This is a genomic window from Streptomyces sp. NPDC048506, from assembly GCF_040651315.1.
In the GTDB taxonomy this organism is placed as follows: Bacteria; Actinomycetota; Actinomycetes; order Streptomycetales; family Streptomycetaceae; genus Streptomyces.
This window is the reverse complement of the sequence record NZ_JBEZIX010000070.1, coordinates 20,072-43,416: the sequence shown is the minus strand read 5'-3', so window position 1 is coordinate 43,416 and position 23,345 is coordinate 20,072. Positions and strand designations below refer to the sequence as shown.

Annotated in this window: 21 protein-coding genes and 1 riboswitch; of the genes, 16 read left to right on the top strand and 5 right to left on the bottom strand. The window is 70.9% G+C overall.

Features of this window, described 5'->3' with window-relative positions; genetic code table 11:
- The 3 genes from AB0C96_RS38270 to AB0C96_RS38260 form a co-directional block, all read left to right on the top strand.
- A partial coding sequence (locus tag AB0C96_RS38270; RefSeq protein ID WP_362924303.1) for a cbb3-type cytochrome c oxidase subunit I occupies nt 1-516 on the top strand: 516 nt, incomplete at its 5' end.
- The gene (locus AB0C96_RS38265) at nt 513-911 is read left to right on the top strand and encodes a cytochrome c oxidase subunit 4 (RefSeq protein ID WP_362924301.1); all 399 of its coding nucleotides are present in this window, start codon (nt 513-515) and stop codon (nt 909-911) included. The genes AB0C96_RS38270 and AB0C96_RS38265, both read left to right, overlap by 4 nt.
- A gap of 154 nt (nt 912-1,065) precedes the next feature.
- Nucleotides 1,066-2,340 carry an Ig-like domain-containing protein gene (locus AB0C96_RS38260; RefSeq protein ID WP_362924300.1) on the top strand — a complete coding sequence of 425 codons (1,275 nt, stop codon included), beginning with the start codon at nt 1,066-1,068 and terminating at the stop codon, nt 2,338-2,340.
- Between the two features lie 41 nt (nt 2,341-2,381).
- Here the strand turns inward: AB0C96_RS38260 and AB0C96_RS38255 are convergent, their stop codons facing one another.
- Nucleotides 2,382-2,783 (bottom strand): hypothetical protein, encoded by a 402-nt coding sequence (locus AB0C96_RS38255; protein WP_362924298.1) that lies wholly within the window; start codon nt 2,781-2,783, stop codon nt 2,382-2,384.
- A 273-nt stretch (nt 2,784-3,056) separates the two neighbouring features.
- Here AB0C96_RS38255 and AB0C96_RS38250 point away from each other — a divergent pair, with 273 nt between their 5' ends.
- From AB0C96_RS38250 to AB0C96_RS38225, 6 genes are all read left to right on the top strand, one after another.
- Complete coding sequence (locus AB0C96_RS38250; protein WP_006606088.1) at nt 3,057-3,677, top strand: heme-copper oxidase subunit III; 621 nt, start codon at nt 3,057-3,059, stop codon at nt 3,675-3,677.
- A gap of 87 nt (nt 3,678-3,764) precedes the next feature.
- On the top strand, nt 3,765-4,574 hold the full coding sequence (locus AB0C96_RS38245; protein WP_362924296.1) for a c-type cytochrome: 810 nt from the start codon (nt 3,765-3,767) through the stop codon (nt 4,572-4,574).
- 56 nt (nt 4,575-4,630) lie between these two features.
- A complete protein-coding gene (locus AB0C96_RS38240) occupies nt 4,631-5,632 on the top strand; it encodes a Rieske 2Fe-2S domain-containing protein (RefSeq protein WP_362924294.1) in 1,002 nt (333 codons plus the stop codon).
- Complete coding sequence (locus AB0C96_RS38235) at nt 5,629-7,266, top strand: ubiquinol-cytochrome c reductase cytochrome b subunit (RefSeq protein ID WP_362924292.1); 1,638 nt, start codon at nt 5,629-5,631, stop codon at nt 7,264-7,266. The genes AB0C96_RS38240 and AB0C96_RS38235 overlap by 4 nt, the downstream gene beginning before the upstream one ends.
- Before the next feature lie 139 nt (nt 7,267-7,405).
- Complete coding sequence (gene trpD / locus AB0C96_RS38230) at nt 7,406-8,470, top strand: anthranilate phosphoribosyltransferase (protein WP_362924290.1); 1,065 nt, start codon at nt 7,406-7,408, stop codon at nt 8,468-8,470.
- A gap of 92 nt (nt 8,471-8,562) precedes the next feature.
- Nucleotides 8,563-8,680, top strand: a riboswitch (SAM riboswitch).
- Nucleotides 8,681-8,889: 209 nt separating this feature from the next.
- Nucleotides 8,890-10,260: an aminotransferase class V-fold PLP-dependent enzyme gene (locus AB0C96_RS38225; RefSeq protein ID WP_362924289.1), complete on the top strand. Its 1,371-nt coding sequence runs from the start codon at nt 8,890-8,892 to the stop codon at nt 10,258-10,260.
- Between the two features lie 392 nt (nt 10,261-10,652).
- Here AB0C96_RS38225 and AB0C96_RS38220 read toward each other — a convergent pair whose 3' ends face one another.
- The gene (locus AB0C96_RS38220) at nt 10,653-10,934 is read right to left on the bottom strand and encodes an Lrp/AsnC ligand binding domain-containing protein (RefSeq protein ID WP_362924287.1); all 282 of its coding nucleotides are present in this window, start codon (nt 10,932-10,934) and stop codon (nt 10,653-10,655) included.
- Complete coding sequence (locus AB0C96_RS38215; protein WP_362924285.1) at nt 10,931-11,623, bottom strand: rhomboid family intramembrane serine protease; 693 nt, start codon at nt 11,621-11,623, stop codon at nt 10,931-10,933. The genes AB0C96_RS38220 and AB0C96_RS38215 overlap by 4 nt, the downstream gene beginning before the upstream one ends.
- 330 nt (nt 11,624-11,953) lie before the next feature.
- Between AB0C96_RS38215 and AB0C96_RS38210 the strand changes: the two genes are divergently transcribed.
- From AB0C96_RS38210 to AB0C96_RS38190, 5 genes are all read left to right on the top strand, one after another.
- Complete coding sequence (locus AB0C96_RS38210) at nt 11,954-12,193, top strand: hypothetical protein (protein ID WP_362924283.1); 240 nt, start codon at nt 11,954-11,956, stop codon at nt 12,191-12,193.
- Between the two features lie 18 nt (nt 12,194-12,211).
- Complete coding sequence (locus AB0C96_RS38205) at nt 12,212-13,585, top strand: NYN domain-containing protein (protein ID WP_362924281.1); 1,374 nt, start codon at nt 12,212-12,214, stop codon at nt 13,583-13,585.
- A 334-nt stretch (nt 13,586-13,919) separates the two neighbouring features.
- Nucleotides 13,920-14,942 (top strand): NlpC/P60 family protein, encoded by a 1,023-nt coding sequence (locus AB0C96_RS38200; RefSeq protein WP_362924279.1) that lies wholly within the window; start codon nt 13,920-13,922, stop codon nt 14,940-14,942.
- A gap of 333 nt (nt 14,943-15,275) precedes the next feature.
- Nucleotides 15,276-16,328: an NlpC/P60 family protein gene (locus AB0C96_RS38195; RefSeq protein ID WP_362924277.1), complete on the top strand. Its 1,053-nt coding sequence runs from the start codon at nt 15,276-15,278 to the stop codon at nt 16,326-16,328.
- A gap of 52 nt (nt 16,329-16,380) precedes the next feature.
- Nucleotides 16,381-17,778 carry a hypothetical protein gene (locus AB0C96_RS38190; RefSeq protein WP_362924275.1) on the top strand — a complete coding sequence of 466 codons (1,398 nt, stop codon included), beginning with the start codon at nt 16,381-16,383 and terminating at the stop codon, nt 17,776-17,778.
- Here AB0C96_RS38190 and AB0C96_RS38185 read toward each other — a convergent pair.
- Nucleotides 17,726-19,042 carry a glycosyltransferase family 87 protein gene (locus AB0C96_RS38185; RefSeq protein ID WP_362924273.1) on the bottom strand — a complete coding sequence of 439 codons (1,317 nt, stop codon included), beginning with the start codon at nt 19,040-19,042 and terminating at the stop codon, nt 17,726-17,728. The genes AB0C96_RS38190 and AB0C96_RS38185 overlap by 53 nt on opposite strands.
- Nucleotides 19,043-19,128: 86 nt before the next feature.
- On the opposite strand from AB0C96_RS38185, the gene AB0C96_RS38180 reads away from it, so the two are divergent.
- The gene (locus tag AB0C96_RS38180) at nt 19,129-20,271 is read left to right on the top strand and encodes a glycosyltransferase family 4 protein (protein WP_362924271.1); all 1,143 of its coding nucleotides are present in this window, start codon (nt 19,129-19,131) and stop codon (nt 20,269-20,271) included.
- Nucleotides 20,272-20,371: 100 nt separating this feature from the next.
- Here AB0C96_RS38180 and AB0C96_RS38175 read toward each other — a convergent pair whose 3' ends face one another.
- Nucleotides 20,372-22,168, bottom strand: coding sequence for an AMP-dependent synthetase/ligase (locus AB0C96_RS38175; RefSeq protein WP_362924270.1), 1,797 nt, complete (start codon nt 22,166-22,168; stop codon nt 20,372-20,374).
- A 285-nt stretch (nt 22,169-22,453) separates the two neighbouring features.
- On the opposite strand from AB0C96_RS38175, the gene AB0C96_RS38170 reads away from it, so the two are divergent.
- A complete protein-coding gene (locus AB0C96_RS38170; protein WP_362924268.1) occupies nt 22,454-23,230 on the top strand; it encodes a metallophosphoesterase in 777 nt (258 codons plus the stop codon).
- Nucleotides 23,231-23,345 lie beyond the last annotated feature (115 nt).

Genomic DNA, 23,345 nt, shown 5'->3' with positions numbered 1-23,345 from the left:
GTCGTCTTCGCGATGTTCGCCGGCTTCCACTTCTGGTGGCCGAAGTTCACCGGCAAGATGCTGGACGAGCGCCTCGGCAAGATCACCTTCTGGACGCTGTTCATCGGCTTCCACGGCACGTTCCTCGTCCAGCACTGGCTGGGTGCCGAGGGCATGCCCCGCCGTTACGCGGACTACCTCGCCGCCGACGGCTTCACCGCGCTGAACACCATCTCGACCATCAGCTCGTTCGTGCTGGGCCTGTCGATCCTGCCGTTCTTCTACAACGTCTGGAAGACCGCCAAGTACGGCGAGAAGGTCACCGTCGACGACCCGTGGGGTTACGGCCGTTCGCTGGAGTGGGCCACGTCCTGCCCGCCGCCGCGGCACAACTTCCTCACCCTGCCGCGCATTCGCTCCGAATCCCCGGCGTTCGACCTGCACCACCCGGAGATCGCGGCACTCGACGCGCTGCACAACGGCCACGGTGCCGAGGCTGACAAGTCCCTCGCCGGCGGCAAGGAGGCGGGCAAGTGAAGATCCAGGGCAAGATGTTCATCTGGCTCTCCGTCTTCGTCCTGGCCATGGCGGTTGTCTATGGCCTCTGGTCGAAGGAGCCTGCGGGGACCACCGCGCTCTTCCTCGCCTTCGGTCTGTGCATCATGATCGGCTACTACCTGGCCTTCACGGCCCGGCGGGTCGACGCGGGCGCACAGGACAACGAGGACGCCGAGGTCTCGGACGACGCCGGTGAGCTGGGCTTCTTCAGCCCGCACAGCTGGCAGCCGCTGTCCCTGGCCGTCGGTGGTGCGCTCGCCTTCATGGGCGTCGTGTTCGGCTGGTGGCTGCTCTACTTCTCGCTGCCGGTGATCCTGGTCGGTCTCTTCGGCTGGGTCTTCGAGTACTACCGCGGTGAGAACCGCACGCAGTAAGCACACGGCAGGCGGGAACAGCACCGCCGACACGCCGTAGGGCGGGCCCGGACACCCCAAAAGGTGTCCGGGCCCGCTCCGTTTGGACCCAGGGACAGACCCGTTTGCAGTCCTCCAGCGCGCTAGGAAAGGTGATTCTTCGTACTTTTGGGGCATGAGTTACAGACCTCGAACCCGGACGGTGCTGAGCTGCGGCCTCCTGCTCGTGCCCCTCGCGGTGAGCACCGCCGCGTGCGGGGGCTCGGCGTCGGAATCGCTCTCCGCCAATCCCTACGACGCGGGCGACCAGATCACTGCCAACACCCCGGACGGACGGCAGAAAGCGGACCCTGACAAGCCGCTTGAGGTCTCCATCAAGGGCGACGCGGCACGCATCACGGACGTGACCGCCACCGATTCCACCGGCCGCTTCGTACGCGGCGAACTCAGCGCCGACGGCAGGCACTGGCGCACCACGGTGCCGCTGGCCGCCGGTACCCGCTACACGGTGCGGGTCAGCACCGAGGAGGAGGACGGCTCACCCGGCCGCAAGACGCTCGTGGTGCACACCACGGACGCGGACGGCCAGTTGACCGCCGCCTTCGGCCCGGAGAGCGGGGAGTACGGCGTCGGCCAGCCGATCACCGCGGAGCTGAGCAGGCCCATCAAGGACCCCAAGGCACGCGCCGTCGTCGAGAGCGCCCTGAAGGTCGACTCGATGCCGCGCGTCGAGGGCGCCTGGCACTGGGTGGACGACAAGAAGCTGCACTTCCGCCCCAAGGAGTACTGGCCCGCCCACGCCACCATCGCGGTGCACAGCAACCTCTCCGGCCTGAAGATCGCCAAGGATCTCTACGGGGGCGCCTCCGAGCCCGTCCGGCTCACCACCGGCGACCGCGTGGAGGCCCTCACCGACGCGGCGGCCCACCAGATGACGGTGAGGCGCAACGGCCGCGTGATCAACTCCATCCCGGTCACCACCGGCAAGCCCGGCTTCTCCACCCGCAACGGCGTCAAGGTCGTCCTCGGCAAGGAGAGCTTCGTCCGGATGCGCAGCACGACCGTCGGCATCGCCGCCGGGAGTTCGGAGGCCTACGACCTGCCGGTCTACTGGGCCACCCGGGTGACCTGGAGCGGCGAGTACGTCCACGCCGCGCCCTGGTCCGTCGGGTCGCAGGGCGCGGCGAACGTCAGCCACGGTTGCACCGGCATGTCCACCAGCAACGCCCAGTGGTTCTTCAACACCGTCCGGGTCGGCGACATCGTCAAGGTGGTCAACAGCAGCGGCGACACCATGACGCCGTTCGACAACGGCTTCGGCGACTGGAACATGCCCTGGAAGGAATGGCGCGCCGGCAGCGCCTTGCAGGGCCAGGCGTCCAGCACCACAGGGGCGGCCGAGCCCGTCCAGGAAACCGCCGACGGCGCCCGGCTGCGCCCGACGATCTGAGCGCCTCCCAGGGGCCGCGGAGGGCCGTCCTCAGCGCCCGTTCAGACCTGCACCAGGTGCTTGCGGCGCAGCAGGCCGGCCAGCGCATCGGCGAAGGCCACCGGGTCGATCGGATGGGTCACCGCGGCGTCCGCCCGGCTCCAGGTCGCCAGCCAGGCGTCCTGCGGGCGGCCGATCAGCAGCAGCACCGGCGGGCACTGGAAGATCTCGTCCTTGATCTGCCGGCAGACGCCCATCCCGCCCGCCGGCGCGGTCTCCCCGTCCAGCACACAGACGTCGATGCCGCCCTGCTCCAGGGCCTCCAGGACCGCCGGCGCGGTGGCGCACTCCAGGATCTCGATCTCCGGGGCATCGGCGGCGGGCCGCCGGCCGGCCGCCAGCCGGACCTGCTCGCGGGTGTTGGCGTTGTCGCTGTAGACCAGCACCGTGGCAGTCGCCTGCATCGTTCCTCCACGCTCTCGTAGCGGCACAGCATCGGGTGGTACGGATGCGCCGGATGCTACTCCCGCAACGGCCGCCCGCAGCAGGGGTCGAACCGGTCCAAGATCTGCCCGACGGCTCGTCAGGACCGGCCTCCGCGGCCCCGGCCGACGGCCCCGCCGGCCGCGCTTCCCTCCTTCGGGCGACGGTGAAAATGGGCCGTGCGAGCAGGGCATACGTCCTTGACACACCGAACGGCACCCCCCGGAGTGAGGGCGGGATAAGCGACCGACATAATGTCGGTCGTGGCGACAGCAACGACAGTAGAAACCGGGCACGCGCACCCGTCGGTCAATCGGCCGAACCTCACCAGCGTCGGAACCATCATCTGGCTGAGTTCCGAGCTGATGTTCTTCGCGGCCCTCTTCGCGATGTACTTCACCCTTCGATCGGTGACCGGCGAGGCGTATTGGAAGGAATCTGCCAGTGCGCTGAATCTTCCGTTCTCCGCGACCAACACCACGATCCTGGTGCTCAGCTCGCTGACCTGCCAGCTCGGCGTTTTCGCCGCCGAGCGGGGCGACGTCAAGAAGCTCCGCGCATGGTTCGTGGTCACCTTCATCATGGGTGCGATCTTCATCGGCGGTCAGGTCTTCGAGTACACCGAACTGGTCAAGCACGAGGGCCTCTCGCTCTCGTCCGGCCCGTACGGCTCGGTGTTCTACCTGACCACCGGCTTCCACGGACTGCATGTGACGGGCGGTCTGATCGCCTTCCTGCTGGTCCTGGGCAGGACGTACGCGGCCAAGAGGTTCACCCACACGCAGGCCACCGCGGCCATCGTCGTGTCCTACTACTGGCACTTCGTCGATGTCGTCTGGATCGGCCTCTTCGCCACGATCTACCTGATCCGGTAACCGGTACCGGGCCTGGTTGCCGGGCCCGCATTCCAGACAGACATAGCCAAAGCATCGACGCAGAAGATCCTGACACCGGGGTAATCCGTGAAAAAGCTCTCCGCACGACGGCGCCATCCGCTGGCGGCGCTCGTCGTCCTACTCTTCGCGCTGGCGGTCACCGGGGGGCTGTACGCCGCGTTCGCGCCGGCGGACAAGGCTCAGGCCGATGACACCGCCCAGTCCCTTGCCATCAAGGAGGGCAAGAAGCTCTACGCCGTGGGCTGTGCCAGCTGCCACGGCACCGGCGGTCAGGGCACCACCGACGGCCCGAGCCTGGTCGGCGTCGGCGCCGCCGCCGTCGACTTCCAGGTCGGCACCGGCCGCATGCCCGCCCAGCAGCCCGGCGCCCAGGTGCCGCGGAAGAAGCCGATCTACAACAACGCCCAGCGCGAGCAGCTGGCGGCCTACGTCGCGTCGCTGGGTGCCGGCCCGACCATCCCGGAGAAGTCCCAGTACAGCTCCGACGGTGCCGACATCGCCAAGGGCGGCGAGCTCTTCCGCACCAACTGCGCGCAGTGCCACAACTTCACCGGTAAGGGCGGTGCCCTCACCAACGGCAAGTACGCACCGACGCTTGAGGGCGTGGACCCGAAGCACATCTACGAGGCCATGGAGACCGGCCCGCAGAACATGCCCTCCTTCGGGGACGGCTCGCTGAGCAAGCAGAACAAGAAGGACATCATCGCGTACCTGGGCGCCGTCAACGGCGATGAATCCGAGAGCCCCGGCGGCCTCGACCTCGGCGGTCTCGGTCCGGTCAGTGAGGGTCTCTTCGGCTACATCTTCGGCCTGGGCGCGCTGATCGCGGTCGCCATCTGGGTCGCAGCCCGGACTACGAAGGCCAAGAAGTCATGAGCGAGACTGGACGACACGCAGACGTGCCAGAAGAAAACCTTCCCAGTGAGCGGGAGATGGCTCACGAAGGTGTGGTGACCAAGGCGGAACCGTTCGCCGACCCGGGGCTGCCCGCCCACGAGCACCGCGCCCAGGACATCGACGAGCGGGCCGCCCGGCACTCCGAGCGCACGGTCGCACTGCTCTTCATCGTGTCCATGATCGCGACGGTCGCCTTCATCGCCGCGTACGTGGCGATCCCGATCGACAAGATCGTCTACATCTGGCCGATCGGCCACATCAGCGCGCTGAACTTCGCGCTCGGCCTGACGCTCGGTGCGGCGCTGTTCTGCATCGGCGCCGGCGCGGTCCACTGGGCCCGCACGCTGATGTCGGACGTGGAGGTCGCCGACGACCGCCACCCGATCGAGGCCGCGCCCGAGGTCAAGGCCAAGGTCCTGGCGGACTTCAAGCTGGGTGCCGAGGAGTCGCAGTTCGGCCGCCGCAAGCTGATCCGCAACACGATGTTCGGTGCGCTGGCCCTGGTGCCGCTCTCCGGCGTCGTCCTGCTGCGCGACCTCGGTCCGCTGCCGGGGACGAAGCTGCGCACCACGGACTGGAAGAAGGGCGTCCGGCTCGTCAACCAGTCCACCAACCTCCCGCTGCGTCCCGAGGACATCGCGGTCGGCTCGCTGACCTTCGCCAAGCCCGAGGGCCTGGAGGACGACAGCGAGGAGTTCGCGGAGAAGATCGCCAAGGACGCCCTGATGCTCGTGCGGCTCAAGCCGCAGGACATCAAGGACAAGAAGGAGCTCGCCTGGTCCCACGAGGGCATCGTGGCGTACTCCAAGATCTGCACCCACGTGGGTTGCCCGATCAGCCTGTACGAGCAGCAGACGCACCACGTGCTCTGCCCCTGTCACCAGTCGACGTTCGACCTCTCTGACGGCGGACGGGTGATCTTCGGTCCTGCCGGACACGCCCTGCCGCAGCTGCACATCACGGTGAAGGACGGCTTCCTGGAGGCCGCCAGCGGTTTCGAGGAGCCCGTCGGCCCGAGCTTCTGGGAGCGCGGATGAGTAACGAGACAAGCGCGACCAACGCGCGCCGTGGCCAGGCGCCACGGGGCGAGCGGATCGCCGACTGGGCCGACGGCCGGCTGGGTATCTACAGCCTCGCCAAGGCCAACATGCGCAAGATCTTCCCGGACCACTGGTCCTTCATGCTGGGTGAGGTCGCGCTCTACAGCTTCATCATCATCATCCTGACCGGTGTCTACCTGACGCTGTTCTTCCACCCGAGCATGGCCGAGGTCACCTACCACGGTTCCTACGTGCCCATGCAGGGAATCCGGATGACCCAGGCCTTCGAGTCGACGCTGAACATCAGCTTCGACGTGCGCGGTGGTCTGCTCATCCGTCAGATCCACCACTGGGCCGCGCTGGTCTTCCTGGCCGCGATGATGGTCCACATGATGCGGGTGTTCTTCACCGGCGCCTTCCGCAAGCCGCGCGAGGTCAACTGGCTGTTCGGCTTCCTGCTGTTCGTGCTGGGCATGTTCACCGGCTTCACCGGCTACTCGCTCCCCGACGACCTGCTCTCCGGCACCGGCGTGCGGTTCATCGAGGGCGTCATCCTGGCGATGCCGCTGGTCGGCTCGTACCTCCAGATGTTCATCTTCGGCGGCGAGTTCCCCGGGCACGACATCATCCCGAGGTTCTTCACGGTGCACGTGCTGCTGCTGCCGGGCATCATGCTCGGCCTGCTGGTGGCGCACCTGATCCTGGTCTTCTACCACAAGCACACGCAGTTCCCGGGTGCCGGCAAGACCAACAACAACGTCGTGGGCATGCCGCTGCTGCCGGTCTACATGGCCAAGGCCGGAGGCTTCTTCTTCCTGGTCTTCGGTGTGATCGCGGTGATCGCCGCGGTCGCCAGCATCAACCCCGTGTGGGCCATAGGGCCGTACCGGCCGGACCAGGTCTCCACTGGTGCGCAGCCGGACTGGTACATGGGCTTCGCCGAGGGTCTGGTCCGCGTCATGCCGGGCTGGGAGTGGAACTTCTGGGGCCACACCCTCAACCTCGGTGTGCTGATCCCGATCCTGATCTTCCCGCTGGTCCTCGCCGTCATCGCGGTCTACCCGTTCGTCGAGTCCTGGGTCCGCGGCGACAAGCGCGAGCACCACATCCTGGACCGCCCGCGCAACGTCCCGACCCGCACCGGCTTCGGTGTGGCCTGGCTGGTCGCGTACTTCGTGATGCTGATCGGTGGCGGCAACGACCTGTGGGCGACCCACTTCCACCTGTCGATCAACTCGATCACCTGGTTCGTCCGGATCGCGTTCTTCGTCGGGCCGGTGCTGGCCTTCATCGCCACCAAGCGGATCTGCCTGGGTCTCCAGCGGCGCGACAAGGACAAGGTGCTGCACGGTCGCGAGTCCGGCATCATCAAGCGCCTGCCGCACGGTGAGTTCATCGAGGTCCACGAGCCGCTCGACCAGGAGCAGCTGCACTTCCTCACGCAGCACGAGCAGCCCAAGCCGCTTGAGCTGGGCCCGGAGGTCGACGAGAACGGCGTCAAGCGCAAGATCAAGCGCTCGCAGAAGCTGCGCGCCAAGCTCTCGAAGTCCTACTACGGCGAGGACAACGTCATCGCCAAGCCCACGGTCGAGGAGTACCAGGAGATCACCAGCGGCCACGGCCACCACTGATCCCCTCCGCGCCTCGTAGCGCACCGTAGGTAGTACGCCACCCAGAGGGCCCCATCCGATCACCGGACGGGGCCCTCCGGCATGCCGGGGGCTCGATAGGGTGACGACATAGGCAGGACACTCACCAGGAGCGTGGACCATGAACGTTGTGACCCCGGCAGGCGGCGACAGCGTGGCGGCCCACACCTGGCCGGGCATCCTGAACGCCCTCCTCGAAGGCCGTGACCTCGCCGCGGACGACACCGCCTGGGCGATGGACCGGATCATGCGGGGCGAGGCCAGCGACGCCCAGATCGCCGGGTTCGCGGTGGCGCTGCGGGCCAAGGGCGAGACCGTCGCCGAGATCTCCGGGCTCGTCCGGACCATGTACCAGCACGCCCGGCTGATCGAGGTGCCCGGCCCGAGCGTGGACATCGTCGGCACCGGCGGCGACGGCGCCAGGACCGTCAACATCTCCACGATGTCCTCGATCGTGGTGGCCGGCACCGGCGCCAAGGTCGTCAAGCACGGCAACCGCGCCGCGTCCTCGGCCAGCGGCGCCTCCGACGTCCTGGAGAAGCTCGGCGTCAACCTCGACCTCAGCCCGGAGCGGGTCGTCGAGGTGGCGCAGGAGGCGGGCATCACCTTCTGCTTCGCGGTGAAGTTCCACCCCTCGCTGCGGCACGTCGCCAACGCCCGGGGCCAGCTCGGCATCCGCACCACGTTCAACGTGCTGGGCCCGCTGACCAACCCCGCCCGGGTCCGCGCCCAGGCGACCGGTGTCGCGGACGCCCGGATGGCGCCGATCCTGGCCGGGGTGCTCGCCGAGCGCGGCTCGTCGGCGCTGGTCTTCCGCGGCGACGACGGGCTCGACGAGTTGACCACGACCGCCACCTCACGGGTGTGGGTCGTCCGGAACGGCACGGTGCGCGAGGAGGCCTTCGACCCGCGGGACGTCGGCATACCGCTGGTGCCCGTGGAGGCGCTGCGCGGCGCCGACGCCTCGTACAACGCCGATGTGGCCCGCCGGCTGCTGGACGGCGAGACCGGCCCGGTGCGCGACGCGGTGCTGCTGAACGCCGCGGCCGCGCTGGTCGCGCTGGAGATCGGCGACGCCCCGCTGCCCGAGCAGATCCGGGCCGGCATCGAGCGGGCCGCGGAGTCGATCGACTCCGGGGCGGCCAAGCGGGCGCTGGAGCGTTGGGTGGCCGCCAGCAACACCTGAGCGGCCGGTGACGCAGGGTGTGACACAGGGCTCAGTCCGTCATATGGACTGGGCCCTTGCGCGTAAATGGTCTTGTGGCATCATTCTGCGCAGGTCACGAGTGACAGCGACACAGGCCCCGGCCCGCTGTCCGGCAACCCTCCTTCCGTGGCGGGGTGCCCCGGGTGATGACCGGGCCGTAGGCAGCGAGGTCTACGGCAAGCGCGGATCCCTCGCCAGGGATCCTGGTCCCCGAGGGAGAACTTCCGTGAAACAGCGAATGCGTTAGGGCCCGACGGCCCCTATTTCCGCACCCCTTTCTCTCCACTTTCCTCTCCACGCTGTTTTCCCTTCACGCTGCGGCCGTGTCCGCGCCGGCCCCTCCGCTCCACGCCGTGCGCCCCCGCAGCGAATTCGCCTACCTCTCACGGGAGTTCGCCATGTCTGTGTCCGCCGTTGCCGCCGACAGCTCCGTTTGTGCCCCGCTGCCCGTTCTCGGCCGAGACGTCCTGGTACCGCTGGTGACCGGCGGCGAGGTCGACTACGCCGCGCTGGACTACGCCGCCAGCGCACCGGCGCTCCAGCGGGTCTGGGACGACGTGGCCGCCTACGCCCCGTACTACGGCAGCGTGCACCGCGGCGCCGGATACCTCTCGCAGCTCTCCACCGACCTCTTCGAGAACAGCCGCCGGACGATCGCCGAGTTCCTCGGCTGCCGCGCCGGGGACCAGGTCGTCTTCACGCGCTCCACCACCGACTCGCTCAACCTCCTCGCCGCCGTACTCCCGCAGGACACCCAGGTGTTCGTCTTCGAGACCGAGCACCACGCCTCGCTGCTGCCGTGGCGCAACGCGCGGGTCACCTACCTCGACGCGCCGCGCTCGCCGCGCGAGGCGGTCGCGACCCTGGAGCGGGCGCTGGCCGCGCGCGAGCCGCACGGCGAGGCGCTGGTGTGCGTGACCGGCGCCTCGAACGTCACCGGTGAGCTGTGGCCGGTACGGGAACTGGCCGAGGCGGCCCACGCCCACGGCGCCCGCATCGTCCTGGACGCGGCGCAGCTCGTCCCGCACCACCCCGTCGACCTCGCCGACCTGGACGTCGACTGGGTGGCCTTCTCCGGCCACAAGCTGTACGCGCCGTTCGGCGCGGGCGTGCTGGCCGGCCGCGCCGACTGGCTCCAGGGCGCGGAGCCGTACCTGGCGGGCGGCGGCGCCAGCCGTAAGGTCTCCCGGCGTACCGATGGCGGGGTGGACGTCGAGTGGCACACCACCGCCGCCCGGCACGAGGCCGGTTCGCCGAACGTCATCGGCGCCTACGCCATCGCCTCTGCCTGCCGGGCGCTGACCGAGGCAGGCTTCGACACCCTGGTCGCCCGTGAACAAGAGCTGATCACCACGCTCCGGGCGGGCCTGGCCGAGGTCCCCGAGGTACGGGTCCTCTCCCTCTTCGGTGACGACGCCCCGCGGGTCGGCGTCCTGTCCTTCGTCGTCGAGGGCTGGAACAGCTCGCACTTCGCGGCCGCGCTGTCGGCCGAGTACGGCATCGGCGTCCGCGACGGCCTGTTCTGTGCGCACCCGTTGGTCCGGACCCTCCTGGGCAGCGAGCCGCAGGACCCGGGGGAGTGCGGCGCCCCCGAGGCGGCACCGGGCGAACGCTCCCTGAACGCCATCCGGGTCAGCTTCGGCGCCGGCACCCCCGACGAGCACGTCGAGCGGTTCGTCCGGGCGGTCAAGGAACTGGTGACGGACGGCGCACGCTGGAACTACCGTACGGAGGACGGCCGTTGCGTGCCGGCGCGGAGCGCCGGGTAGTTCCCCACGTTTTTGGCTTTCCCGCCGTGTGTCGTCTCGCCGTTGCGCCTGCGGCGGGCGTTGCCGCTGCGCAGGCCCGTCCCCTCCCGTGAGTGGGAAGGGAGAAGGCCGGTGGGGGCGGACGCGAGTGGTCCCCTGCCGGTAGTGGACAGACGGCGCACGCCCCCACAAGTCCTTCCCCCCACTCACGGGAGGGGTCGCGCCGCAGGACGAAGTCCGGAGGAGCGGCACCGCACCCGACACACAACGCCCGCCGCAGGCGCAACGGCGAGAAACCACCACGACGCCGCAGACAAACACGTGGGGAGAACGCCGGCCGCCAGGCCACGGCGAGAAAGCCAACAACGTGGGGCGAGCGCCGGCCGCCAGGCCACGGTGGGGAAAAACAGACGCTACGCGTCCAGGCCGATCGCGAACGCTGCCTCGAGGTCGTGCTGTGAGTACGTGCGGAACGCGATGTGCGTCTCGGTCGAGGCGACGCCGGGGATCTTGCTGATCCGGCCGGGGATGACGTCCGCCAGTTCGTCGTGCTTGGCGACCCGCACCATCGCGATCAGGTCGTGCGCGCCGGTGACCGAGTAGACCTCGCTGACGCCTTCCAGCGCGGCGATCTTCTCGGCGATCTCGGGGATCTGGTCCACGTTGGTCTTGATGAGCACGATCGACGTGATCACGGCTGGCTCTCTCCCTCGGTCGCCCGGCTGTCCGCCCTGGTGGACCCCACACTATCCCCCCGGTATCGGGCCCATGCGTAGAGGAAGCCGAGGGTGAAGCCGACGACATGGGCGAGGTAGGCGACGCCGGGCCCGCTGGGGTCGTCCTGTGCTTCCCGCCACTGGAGGAAGAACCAGAACAGCAGCACGATCCAGGCGGGGAAGCGCAGCGGCAGGAAGAACAGGAACGGGAAGACGCTGGTGACCCGGGCCCGTGGGAAGAGGTAGAGGAAGGCCCCCAGGACCCCGGCGATCGATCCCGAGGCGCCGACCAGCGTCTGGCCCGAATCGAGGTGCGCGGCCGCGTAGCCGAGCAGCGCCAGGTAGCCGATGATGAGGTAAAAGGCGGCGAACGGCAGCCGGCCCATCCGTGCCTCGGTCATACCGCCGAAGACGTACAAGAACAGCATGTTGCCGAGCAGATGCAGCCAGCTGCCGTGCACGAACAGTGCGGTGAGCGGCGTGATCAGCGCCCGTGGTGAACCGCTCCACAGATGCAGCGGGATCACGCCCCACCGCTCGAAGTAGGCGGCCTGGGCCTCCAGCAGGGCGTCGCCGGTGCCGTACGACCGGTTCAGGCCAGAGGCGGGGCCGATCGCGAAGACCGCACAGCACAGGCCGATCAGCACAGGCGTCAGCCGCGAGAACACCGAGGTCAGGGGCCGGGTGGGGCGTGGCGGACGGGGCAGGAGGCCGGATGGACGGAGCGTACGGGAACGCGGAGTGCGGAAGCGGGGCGTGCGGGCGGAACGCGGTGAACGGGGTGGGGGAGCCGGCGCCGTCATGAAGTGATCATGGCGTAATGCGGGCAATCGGGACAGAGTGCCTCGCCGCATCCCGGCTCCTGGGCAGGGCCCGCACCCGCCCCCCATCAGGCCGTAGGGTTGCAGGCAGTACTTTGCGTACTTCCGCAGTCCGACGGCGCACCGCGTGAACGGCGCAGCAGCACGAGATCGACGAGACCGAAAGAGGACGACACGATGTCTGTTCCCCTGCCGACGGCCGAAGCCCGGTGGCGCTGCACGCTGTGCGGCAACCTCACCCGGTTCGACGTGACCCGCCAGGCCAAGGTCGTGGAGTACGTGCACCTGGACCTGGCCGGTGAGCCGAAGGTGGAGGAGCGCGAGGTCCTCAGCGAGAGCGTCGAGTCCGTGCGCTGCCGCTGGTGCAATGCGGTCGACCAGATCGAACTGGTGGACCGTCCGGGCGCGAGCGCCTGAGATCGGAGCGATACAGCCGTGGTGGACCGTCCAGAAGGGGAGCCGGGGGCCCAGCGTGACGACGCACCTGTGGGTGCGGCGGACGAGGTGCTCGACCGTCCGCTGCCCGAGGGCGTACGGCGCCGGGTCGTGGCGCTCACCGCGGAGGCGTTCGGTGCCCTGACGATCGCCGAACTCCCGGCCCCGCTGCGGCAGTACGCCCGGTTCACCCCGACTCGTCGGGCCAAGTTCGCCGGCAATGCGATGGCCGCCGCGCTGGAGGGTGACGCGGTCTTCCGGCAGCGGATCGCCGGCAAGTTGCGCGATGCCCAGCCGGAGCTCGCCGAGGCGTTGGAGCACGGCACCCCGCCGGCCGCCGCCGATCCGCTCGACGTCGCGGCGGCGGCCTATGTGCTGCGCCCGGACGGCTGGGTCAAGCTCGTTGCGGCGGCCGGTGAGGAGGCGCAGCGGGCGCGCGCCGAGCGGGCCGGCGAGGAGGCCGAGCGGGAGCTGGCCAGGCTCCGCGAGGAGCTGGCGCAGGCGCGCGACGAGGCGCGTGCGGAGGCCGAGCGGGTACGCGGGGATCTGGAAGCCGCCCGCAAGGAGAACGAGGCGCTGCGGCGCAAGCTGCGCAGTGCGCTGAGCGACGTCAAGCGCGGTGAGGCCGCGGTGCGCAAGGCCGAGGCGGCGCTGGTGGAGGTGCGGGACCGGGCGGCCACGGACCGGACCGCCGGGGACAGCGAGGTGCGCCGGCTCAAGACCCGGGTCGCCGAGGTCGAGACGGCGTTGGAGACCAGCCGGCGAGCCGCCCGTGAGGGCCGCAGCGTCGAGGACATGCGGCTGCGGCTGCTGCTGGACACCGTGCTGGACGCGGCCCAGGGGCTGCGGCGTGAGCTGGCGCTGCCGCCCGCCAACGTCCACCCGGCCGACACCGTCGAGGCGGTCGCGCCGGGCCGGATGACGCCCAAGGACATCGCCACGCGGGCCCTGTCCGACATGGACCCGGCGCTGCTCGACCAACTACTGGCCCTGCCCCAGGCGCATTTGGTGGTGGACGGCTACAACGTGACCAAAACCGGCTATCCGACCATGCCGCTCGACAAGCAGCGGCTGCGGCTGCTGGGCGGGCTGGCGGTGCTGGCCGCGCAGACCGGCGCGGAGATGACCTGTGTCTTCGACGGGGCGGAGCTGGCCGCGCCGGTGCTGCTCGCGCCACCGCGCGGAGTTCGGGTCCTTTTCAGCAAACCGGGCGTAACGGCCGATGAGTTGATTCGTCAGCTGGTAAGGGCCGAACCGCCCGGCCGGCCGGTCGTGGTGGTCTCCACGGACCGCGAGGTGGCCGACGGTGTGGCGAAGGCCGGGGCGCGGCCGGTCGCATCGGCCCTGCTGCTCAAGCGACTTGCCCGTACCTGATACCCCCCGCGCCGATTTCGGCCGATTCACCGGACCGTTCGCCGGTCCGCGGAAAAGCACTTGCCATCCGGGCCCCATCCGTATCTGAGTGTCGATCGGCGCTCACTACCTGTGTGATGTTGGTAAAGGATGGGACTGGTGGCGCAGTTTTTTCCCGTGAGGATTTGAAGCGATCACAGCTCGGTTACTAAGGTCGGGCCCGAACCTTCATACAAGCGATCATCCAACCGGGATGACGGTGAAGGTCCCGCCGAGTCCGCAGCGTTGACGCGGAGCCGGGGTCTCGACCCCCCACTTCCCGGTAGGCGGCTGGAGGAAGAAGGAGCTCGCCCCCGTGGCGTCCCACCGTCGACCCAAGCAGCCGAGCCGTACTCGCGTGACCGTGCTCACCGCCACCGCCGCGGCGGCCGTCGCCCTCTCGTCCCAGGTCGCCCAGGCCGACCCGCACCAGTCGACGAAGGACGTCAAGTCCGAGGTCGACAAGCTCTACGAGCAGGCGGAGCAGGCGACCGAGAAGTACGACGGCGTCAAGGAGCAGCAGGACAAGCTCCAGAAGGAGGTCGACGACCTCCAGGACAAGGTCGCCCGCGGTCAGGGTGAGCTCAACCAGCTCCGCAAGGGCCTCGGCGCGGTCGCCTCCGGCCAGTACCGCAGTGGTTCCATCGACCCCTCGGTCCAGCTGTTCCTCTCCGGCGACCCGGACACCTACCTCGAAAAGGCCGCCACGCTCGACCAGTTGAGCGGCAAGCAGGCCGAGCAGCTCAAGACCATCGCGGACAAGCAGCGCCGGCTCGCCCAGGAGCGCGCGGAGGCCGCGAGCAAGATCCAGGACCTCTCCGACACCCGCAAGGCGCTCGGCGAGAAGAAGGACGAGATCAAGGCCAAGCTGGCCAAGGCGCAGCAGCTGCTCAACACCATGACGGCCAAGGAGCGGGCCGCCATGCAGGCCAAGGAGGACCGCGCCAACCGCAGCAACGAGCGGGCCAACCTCGGCGACGACGTGCCCGCTTCGCAGCGCGGTGCGGCCGCCCTGGCCGCCGCCCAGTCCAAGATAGGTTCGCCCTACGTCTGGGGCGCGACCGGCCCGTCGTCCTTCGACTGCTCGGGTCTGACCTCCTGGGCCTACGCGCAGGCCGGCCAGTCGCTGCCGCGCACCTCGCAGCAGCAGGCCAACGCCGGTACCCGGATCAGCATGGACCAGCTCAAGCCCGGCGATCTGGTGCTGTTCTACGACGATCTGCACCACATCGGTCTCTACGCGGGCAACGGCACGGTGCTGCACGCCCCGAAGCCGGGCGCCGTGGTGCGCTACGAGTCCATCAACAACATGCCGTTCGCGTTCGGCGTGCGGGTCTGAGGTCCACCGCGCGCGGCCCACGACGGGCCGACGTGCCGGGGCGAACGGGCCGGAGCGCGGTCTGAAAAGCCTCACAAACCTCTCAACCTGCCGCCCGAACGGGCGATTTGCGGCCCCCGCCGCTGACCTGCCGCCCCGCCGGTGACCTGCACAGTCACCGGCGGGGCGGCTCTTTGCGTACGGAATGGGGTCTTTGGTCGGTGTGGACCCGCGCCGTTACTGTCGGCGCTCGCAGCATCCGGTTCACCGCGCGCCCTCCCGGGCGGCAGGGGCTGCCCCCACGCACTCGGCTGCGCTTGAGCAGGGGGACCCCATCGGAAGGAGTGGGCTCTCGTGGCGTCCCACCGCCGTACCTCGCAGCACGGCCAGGCCACCCTCGCCGGGATCACCGTCCTGTCGGTGTCGGCCGCCCTGGCAACCGCGGCCGCCGCACTGACGGCACCGCCCGCCTCGGCCGCTCCCGAGGACCACCCGGCCACCGGTCGGGAGGCGGCCGCCGCCCGGCTCGACACGCTCTACGAGCAGGCGGAGCGGGCCACCGAGAAGTACAACGGCGCCGATGCCCGCGCCAAGGAGCTGCGCGACGAGGTGGCGGTCCTCCAGGACTGCACCGCCCGCGCCCAGGAGCGGGTCAACCGGCTGCGCGGCCGGCTCGGCGCGCTGGCCGCCGCCCAGTACCGGTCCGGCGGCATCGACCCCGCCCTCCGGCTGGTGCTCTCCGAGAGTCCCGACAGCTACCTGGAGAAGGCCTCTGTCCTCGACCGGCTCAGCAGCACCCAGGCCGGCCGGCTGCGCGAACTGCGGGCGGCGCAGCGCTCCCTGGAACAGCAGCGCCGGGAGACCACGGCGAGGCTCGCCGAGCTGGAGACCAGCCGCCGGCAGGTCGCCCGTCACAAGAACGAAGTCCAGCGCAAGCTGGCCACCGCCCGCCGGCTGCTGAACGCGCTCCCCAGGGACGCCAGGGCGGCCTACGACCGGGCCTCCCGCGGCGACGGACGGGACGAGGTGATGCCCGACCTCGCCGGCGCCGTGGCGGCCACCGGCCGGGCCGCCGCGGCCGTCGCCGCGGTGCGCTCCGCGGTGGGCTCCCCGTACGCCTGGGGAAGCAGCGGCCCCGGCGCGTTCGACTGCTCCGGACTCACCCAATGGGCCTACGGCCTGGCCGGCGTCTCCCTGCCGCGGACCTCGCAGGCCCAGAGCGGCGCCGGCCGGCAGGTTCCGCTCAGCCAGGTGCAACCCGGTGACCTGGTCGTCTACCGCTCGGACGCCAGCCATGTCGGGATGTACGTGGGGAACGGCCAGGTCGTGCACGCGCCGTATCCCGGTGCGCGGGTGCGCTACGACCCGGTCGGGATGATGCCGATCACGAGGGTCACCCGGCCCTGAGACGGCCGCCCAGCGTTTTTGCCCGGGCCGGGCCCGTCTTACGATCGGCCGCATGTCAGACCAGCGGGCGAGACCGCGGCCGTATCGGGCCGGGGCGGCGGGCTGCGCCGCCCTGAGCGCGTTCGCGCTGCTCGTCCCGCTGGTCGGTTGTGCGCCCCGCACCTCCCCGTCGGCCCGCTTCCCCGACGTCCAGCGGATGCTCGACGCCCGGGCCCGGGCCGTCCGGGCCCGGGACGAGGCGGGCTTCCTCGCCGCCGTCGACCCCCGGGCGAGCGGCTACCTGGCCCGGCAGCGTTCGACGTTCGCCAACCTGGCCGACGTCCCGCTGGCCGACTGGCGCTACGACCTCGACTCGACCGGCGCCTTCCCGCTCCCGGACAGCGGCACCGGCGAACGGCTGGCCGCCAAGGTCCGGCTGCGCTACCGCCTCAAGGGCTACGACACCGCACCGGTCAAGGCCGTCCAGTACCTCACGCTGGTCGAGCGGGACGGCCGCTGGCTGATCTCCTCGGACAGCGACGGCGCCCCGGCCGGCCGGTCGGGCACCCGCCAGCTGTGGGACCAGGGCCCGGTGCGGCTGGTCCAGGGCCGGCACAGCCTGGTCCTCGGCAGCCCCGCGCACCTGGCCCGGCTCAAGGACCTGGCGCGCCGGGCCGACCAGGCGGTGCCGGCGGTCTCCGCGGTCTGGAAGGACGCCTGGGCGCGCAAGGTCGTGGTGGAGGCGCCGGACAGCGTCGAGCGGATGGCGCAGCTGATGGGCACCGACGATCCGTCCGCCTACACGGGCATTGCGGCGGTCACCACCGGCGAGGCGGGCGCCACCACCACCGCGCCCGCGGACCGCGTGATCATCAACCCGGACGCCTACGAGGAACTCAACGACCTCGGCCGCAAGGTGGTCCTCACGCACGAGACCACCCACGTCGCCACCCGTACGGCCACCACCCTGGCCACCCCCCTCTGGCTCTCCGAGGGCTTCGCCGACTGGGTCGCCTACCGCGGCACCCACCGCAAGGCCGCCACCGCCGCGCCCGAACTGACCCGCGCCGTGCACTCCGGCAAGATGCCCACCCGGCTGCCCACGGACGCGGACTTCGGCTTCCGGGCCGGCGCCGACCGGCTGGCGACCGCGTACGAGGGCGCCTGGCTGGCCTGCCGCATGATCGCCGAGCGGTGGGGCGAGGCAAAGCTGATCGCGTTCTACCGGGCGGCGGGCCGGAGCCCGCAGCGCGCGTCGGCGACGGGCGGGGCGAGCGCCCCGATGGAGGCGGTCACGACGCTGCCCACGCGCGCCCGCCCGGCGTCGCCGGCCGCCCGCTCCCGGCACCTCCCCCCGGCCCGCGCCGACCGGACGGACCGTGCGATGCGGTCCCAACTGGGCATCGGCCTCGCGGAGTTCACACGGAAGTGGCGGGCGTATGTGCGGCAGCTTCTGGGCCGGCGCCGCTGAGCGGCGGCCGGGACCGCACCACGTCCGCCCGCTCCGTCGGACCGCCGCGCGTCGAGACCCACAGCCGGCGGCAGGCGACCAGTGACGCGGCGACCAGCAGCCCGTTGCGCAGCGCCAACGGGACGACGCCCCGCAGGTCACCGGCCACGACATGGGCGAACCCGACCGGGAACTCCAGCAGGGTGAGCCCGGTGGCGAGCAGGACCAGCAGCGCCGGCAGGCCCTGCCGGCTGCCGCGCGTGGTCATGCACACCGCGGCCAGCCCCACCAGCCACAGCATGTACTGCGGGCTGATCACCCGGCTCGTGGTCGTCAGCAGCAGGGTGGCGGTGAAGGCCGCATCGCACAGCGTGCTGCGGGTGAGCTCCCGCACCCGCGTCCGCCACAGCACCAGCCAGCCCAGCGCGGCCCCGCTCAGCACCAGGGCCAGGGTGCTGACCAGCGGCACCCCGGGGCCGAGGAACTCCACCGAGCCGTAGTTCAGCAGCACCTCGCCGTCCCACCCGTAGTGGCGGGCGAGCTGGAAGACCAGACCGCCCAGCGACTCGATCTCCGTACCGCGGTCGCGCTGGAAGGTGAGGAAGGCCAGCGCGCCCGGTGCGGCGGCCACACAGCACAGGGTCAGCCCGGCCGCGGTGCCGGCCGCGCTGCGCCACAGGGCGCGCGCCCGGCGGCCGTGCAGCGCCGCCCCGGTCAGCAGCAGGGCCGGCCAGACCTTCAGCAGCGCCCCGAACGCGATCAGCGCGCCCGCCACCCGCGGCCGGCGGGTCGCCGCGTACAGCGCCGCGACGGCCACCGCGACCACCATCAGGTCGTAGCGGGCGTACGCGGTCGGTCCCAGCAGCGCCACACCCACGACCCACACCCAGGCTCCGGCCTGCCGGTGGCCGGTCCGGTGCCCCGCCCGCACGGAGCCCGGGGCACCCCCACCCGCCCGCAGGAGGAGCGCGAGCACCAGCGCGTCCGCGACGGCCACCAGCACGTAGAACGCCGGGGCGTAGCCGAGGAACGGCAACAGGGCGGGGGAGAGCACGGCCAGCGCGGCGGCCGGCGGGTACTGCCAGGTGACGTCGTCCAGTGGGTAGGTGCCGCTCCTCAGGACCTCGAACCAGCCCTGGTAAATCACCGAGACATCGGTGGTGACATCCGGCCCCGGCAGCACCACCACCCTCAGTACGCACAGCAGAACCACGGCGCGGGTGACGACCCACCCCGCGACCACGGGCCACTGCCCGCGCGCTCCGCCGACGCCGTTGCTCGCCATCACGTCGCTGTCCCTTCCCGCTGCCCGGTACTGTCGGGCCCGTACCGCCGAGACCGACCGCTCGGACCGACCGTCGAGAGACCATCGTGCACAAGACCCTGATCGTCACGAACGACTTCCCGCCCCGGCCCGGCGGAATCCAGGCCTTCCTGCACAGCATGGCGCTGCGCTTGGACCCCTCCCAGGTCGTCGTCTACGCCTCCACCTGGAAGCGCAGCGCGGAGGGCCTCGCGGCCACCGCCGCGTTCGACGCCGATCAGCCGTTCCCGGTGATCAGGGACCGTACGACGATGCTGCTGCCCACCCCGAGGGTGACCCGGCGGGCCGTCGCGCTGCTGCGCGAACACGGCTGCTCCTCGGTGTGGTTCGGCGCCGCCGCACCGCTCGGGCTGATGGCACCGGCGCTCCGCTCGGCCGGCGCCCGCCGCATCGTGGCGACCACGCACGGCCACGAGGCGGGCTGGGCGCAGCTGCCGGCCGCCCGCCAGCTGCTGCGCCGGATCGGCGAGGGCACCGACACCCTCACCTATCTCGGCGAGTACACCCGCTCCCGGATCGCCTCCGCGCTGACCCCGGCCGCCGCCGCACGGATGGTCCAACTCCCGCCCGGCGTCGACGAGAAGACCTTCCACCCCGACTCGGGCGGCGACGCGGTACGGGCCCGGCTCGGCCTCGCCGACCGTCCGGTCGTGGTGTGCGTCTCGCGCCTCGTCCCGCGCAAGGGCCAGGACACCCTCATCGAGGCCATGCCGGCGATCCGCGCCGCGGTACCGGACGCCGTGCTGCTCGTCGTCGGCGGCGGCCCGTACGAGAAGGACCTGCACGCGCTGGCCCTGGAGAAGGGCGTCGCGGACGCCGTCCGGTTCACCGGGGCCGTCCCGTGGGAGGAGCTGCCGGCCCACTTCGGCGCCGGCGACGTCTTCGCGATGCCCTGCCGCACCCGCCGCGGCGGACTCGACGTCGAGGGCCTCGGCATCGTCTACCTGGAGGCCTCCGCCACCGGCCTCCCGGTCGTGGCCGGCGACTCCGGCGGCGCCCCCGACGCCGTCCTGCACGGCGAGACCGGCTGGGTCGTCCCCGGCGGAGCCCCCACCCCCGCCGCCGACCGGATCATCGCCCTCCTCAAGGACCCCGACCTCCGGCGCACCATGGGCGAACGCGGCCGCGTCTGGGTGGAGGAGAAGTGGCGCTGGGACCTGCTGGCCGAGCATCTGAAGGACCTGCTGTAGCCACCGGCGCACAACGAACCCGCCGCCGTGGTCGAGCGACCACGACGGCGGGTTCCGGTGTCTTCGGGGCGTGCGCGGGCTCCGTCCGGGCCCGGCGGTGTCAGCTGCGGTAGAGCGCCTCGATCTCCTCCGCGAAGTCCTTCGCCACGACGTTCCGCTTCAGCTTCAGCGACGGCGTGACATGGCCCGACTCCTCGGTGAACTGGGCCGGCAGGATACGGAACTTGCGCACCGATTCGGCCTTGGAGACCGCCGCGTTGCCGTCGTCGACGGCGCGCTGGACGGCGGCCAGCAGCTCCGGGTCGGTGGCGAGCTCGGCGGGCGTGCTGCCGGCCGGGTGGCCGTGCTCCTCGGCCCAGCGGGGGAGGAACTCCTCGTCGAGGGTGACCAGCGCGCCGATGAACGGACGGCCGTCGCCGACGACCATGCACTCGGCGATCAGCGCGTGCGCCCGGATGCGGTCCTCGATCACGGCCGGCGCCACGTTCTTGCCGCCGGCGGTGACCAGGATCTCCTTCTTGCGGCCGGTGATGGCCAGGTAGCCGTCCTCGTCGAGGGTGCCGATGTCACCGGTGTGGAACCAGCCGTCGGAGAGCGCCTCCTGGGTGGCCGTGGGGTTGTTCCAGTACTCGGTGAAGAGGTGTTCGCCGTGCAGCAGCACCTCGCCGTCGTCGGCGATGCGCACGACCGAGCCGGGCAGCGGCTGGCCGACGGTGCCGATCTTCTGGCGGTCCCAGGGGTTGAACGCGGTGGCCGCACAGGTCTCCGTCAGGCCGTAGCCCTCCAGGGCGGTGAAGCCGATGCCGCGGTAGAAGTGGCCGAGCCGTTCGCCGAGCGGGGCGCCGCCGGAGATGGCGTGCGTGGCCCGGCCGCCGAGGACCGCGCGCAGCTTGCCGTAGACGAGGCGGTCGAAGACCTTGTACTTCAACTTCAGGCCCAGCGGCGGGCCGTCGGGGGCGTCGAGCGCGCGGCTGTACGCGATCGCCGTCTCCGCCGCCTTGTCGAAGATCTTGCCCTTGCCGTCCGCCTGCGCCTTCGCCCGCGCCGCGTTGTAGACCTTCTCGAAGACCCGCGGTACGCCCAGGATCAGCGTCGGCCGGAACGACGCCAGGTCGTCGGTGAGGTTCTTGATGTCGGGGGCGTGGCCCAGCTTGATGGGGGCCATCACGGAGGCGACCTGCACCAACCGGCCGAAGACGTGGGCGATGGGCAGGAAGAGCAGCACCGAGGAGTGGCCGGTCTGGAACAGCGGGCGGAGCCGCTCGACGACGTTGCCGCACTCGGCGAAGAAGCTGCGGTGGCTGAGCACACAGCCCTTGGGACGGCCGGTGGTGCCGGAGGTGTAGACGATGGTGGCGGGGGAGTCGGCGTCGGCGAGCGCGCTGCGCGCGTCCACGTCGTCGTCGCTGAGGCCGGCGCCCGCGGCCCGCAGCCGGGCGATGGCGTCCCGCTCGATCTGCCAGATGTTCGCCAGGTCGGGCAGCCGGTCGCGGACCGATTCGACGGTCGCCTCGTGCGTGGGCGTCTCCACCAGGCAGGCCACCGCGCCGGAGTCGCCGAGTATCCACTGGATCTGCTCGGCGGAGCTGGTCTCGTACACGGGCACGGTGATCGCGCCGGCGCTCCAGATGGCGAAGTCCAGCAGGGTCCACTCGTAGCGGGTGCGCGACATCAGGCCGACCCGGTCGCCGGGCTGGACGCCGGAGGCGATCAGACCCTTGGCAGCGGCCCGGACCTCGGCGAGGAAGGCGGCGGCGGTGACGTCCTGCCACTCGCCGTTCACCTTGCGCCCCATGACGGCAACATCCGGGTGCTGCGCGGCATTTCGGCGGATGAGATCCGTCAGATTGCCGTCCGCGGGGACCTCGTACAGGGCCGGAAGGCTGAACTCGCGCAAGACTGCTGCTCCTCAAAAGCGCCGGTGCCACGACGCTGTGTGCTGCGCCGGCTGCGGTCCATGATCATGCGGGGGTTTGGACTGCCCGGACGTTACCCATGGGTATTGCTTTTGGGATAGGGGGGAACGGCCAGATGTTCGATGCGTCACATGCCGAGGGACACGCCATGGGGGACTCTTCCGCGCAGACTAGACCAGCGGGTCGGTGACCCGAAAGTAACCTCGGGCCATGGGAAGGGCCGTCGAACCCTCCCCGAGCCCGCCCCGGCGATCTAGGGTGACGCCATGCGTGTGCATGTGGTCAGTGACGTCCACGGCAACAGCCGGGACCTGGCGGCGGCCGGTGCCGGCGCCGATGCCCTGGTCTGCCTCGGTGACCTGGTCCTCTTCCTCGACTACGCCGACCACTCGCGCGGCATCTTCCCCGACCTCTTCGGCGTCGCGAACGCCCACGCCCTCGTCGAGCTGCGCACCGCCCGCCGCTTCGACGAGGCCCGCGAGCTCGGCCGCCGGCTGTGGGGCGAGCTGGACGGCACCGGCGCGAGCCGCGAGGCCGTCATCGAGGGCGCGGTCCGCCGGCAGTACGCCGAACTCTTCGCCGCCTTCCCCACCCCCACGTACGCCACCTACGGCAACGTCGACATACCGCGCCTGTGGCCCGAGTACGCCGGGCCCGGCACCACCGTCCTGGACGGACAGCGGGTGGAGATCGGCGGCTGGGTCTTCGGCTTCGTCGGCGGCGGGCTGTCCACCCCGATGCGCACCCCGTACGAGATCAGCGACGAGGAGTACGCCGCCAAGATCGAGGCGGTCGGCGAGGTGGACGTGCTGTGCACCCACATCCCCCCGGACGTCCCCGAACTCTGCTACGACACCGTCGCCCGCCGCTTCGAGCGCGGCAGCTCGGCGCTGCTGAACGCCATCCGCACCACCCGGCCGCGCTACTCCCTCTTCGGCCATGTCCACCAGCCGCTCGCCCGACGGGTCCGCATCGGGGGCACGGAATGCGTCAATGTCGGCCACTTCAATGCGACCGGGACGCCCTACGTCCTCACGTGGTGAGCCCGGCCACGTCCACCGCTCACCCCCCGCGCGGTAGCCTTCAGCAGCAGAGACACCACGTTGCGGACACCGCGCAACGGGGTCTCCCCTGCTCATGGGGGTCCCTCCGCTCGAA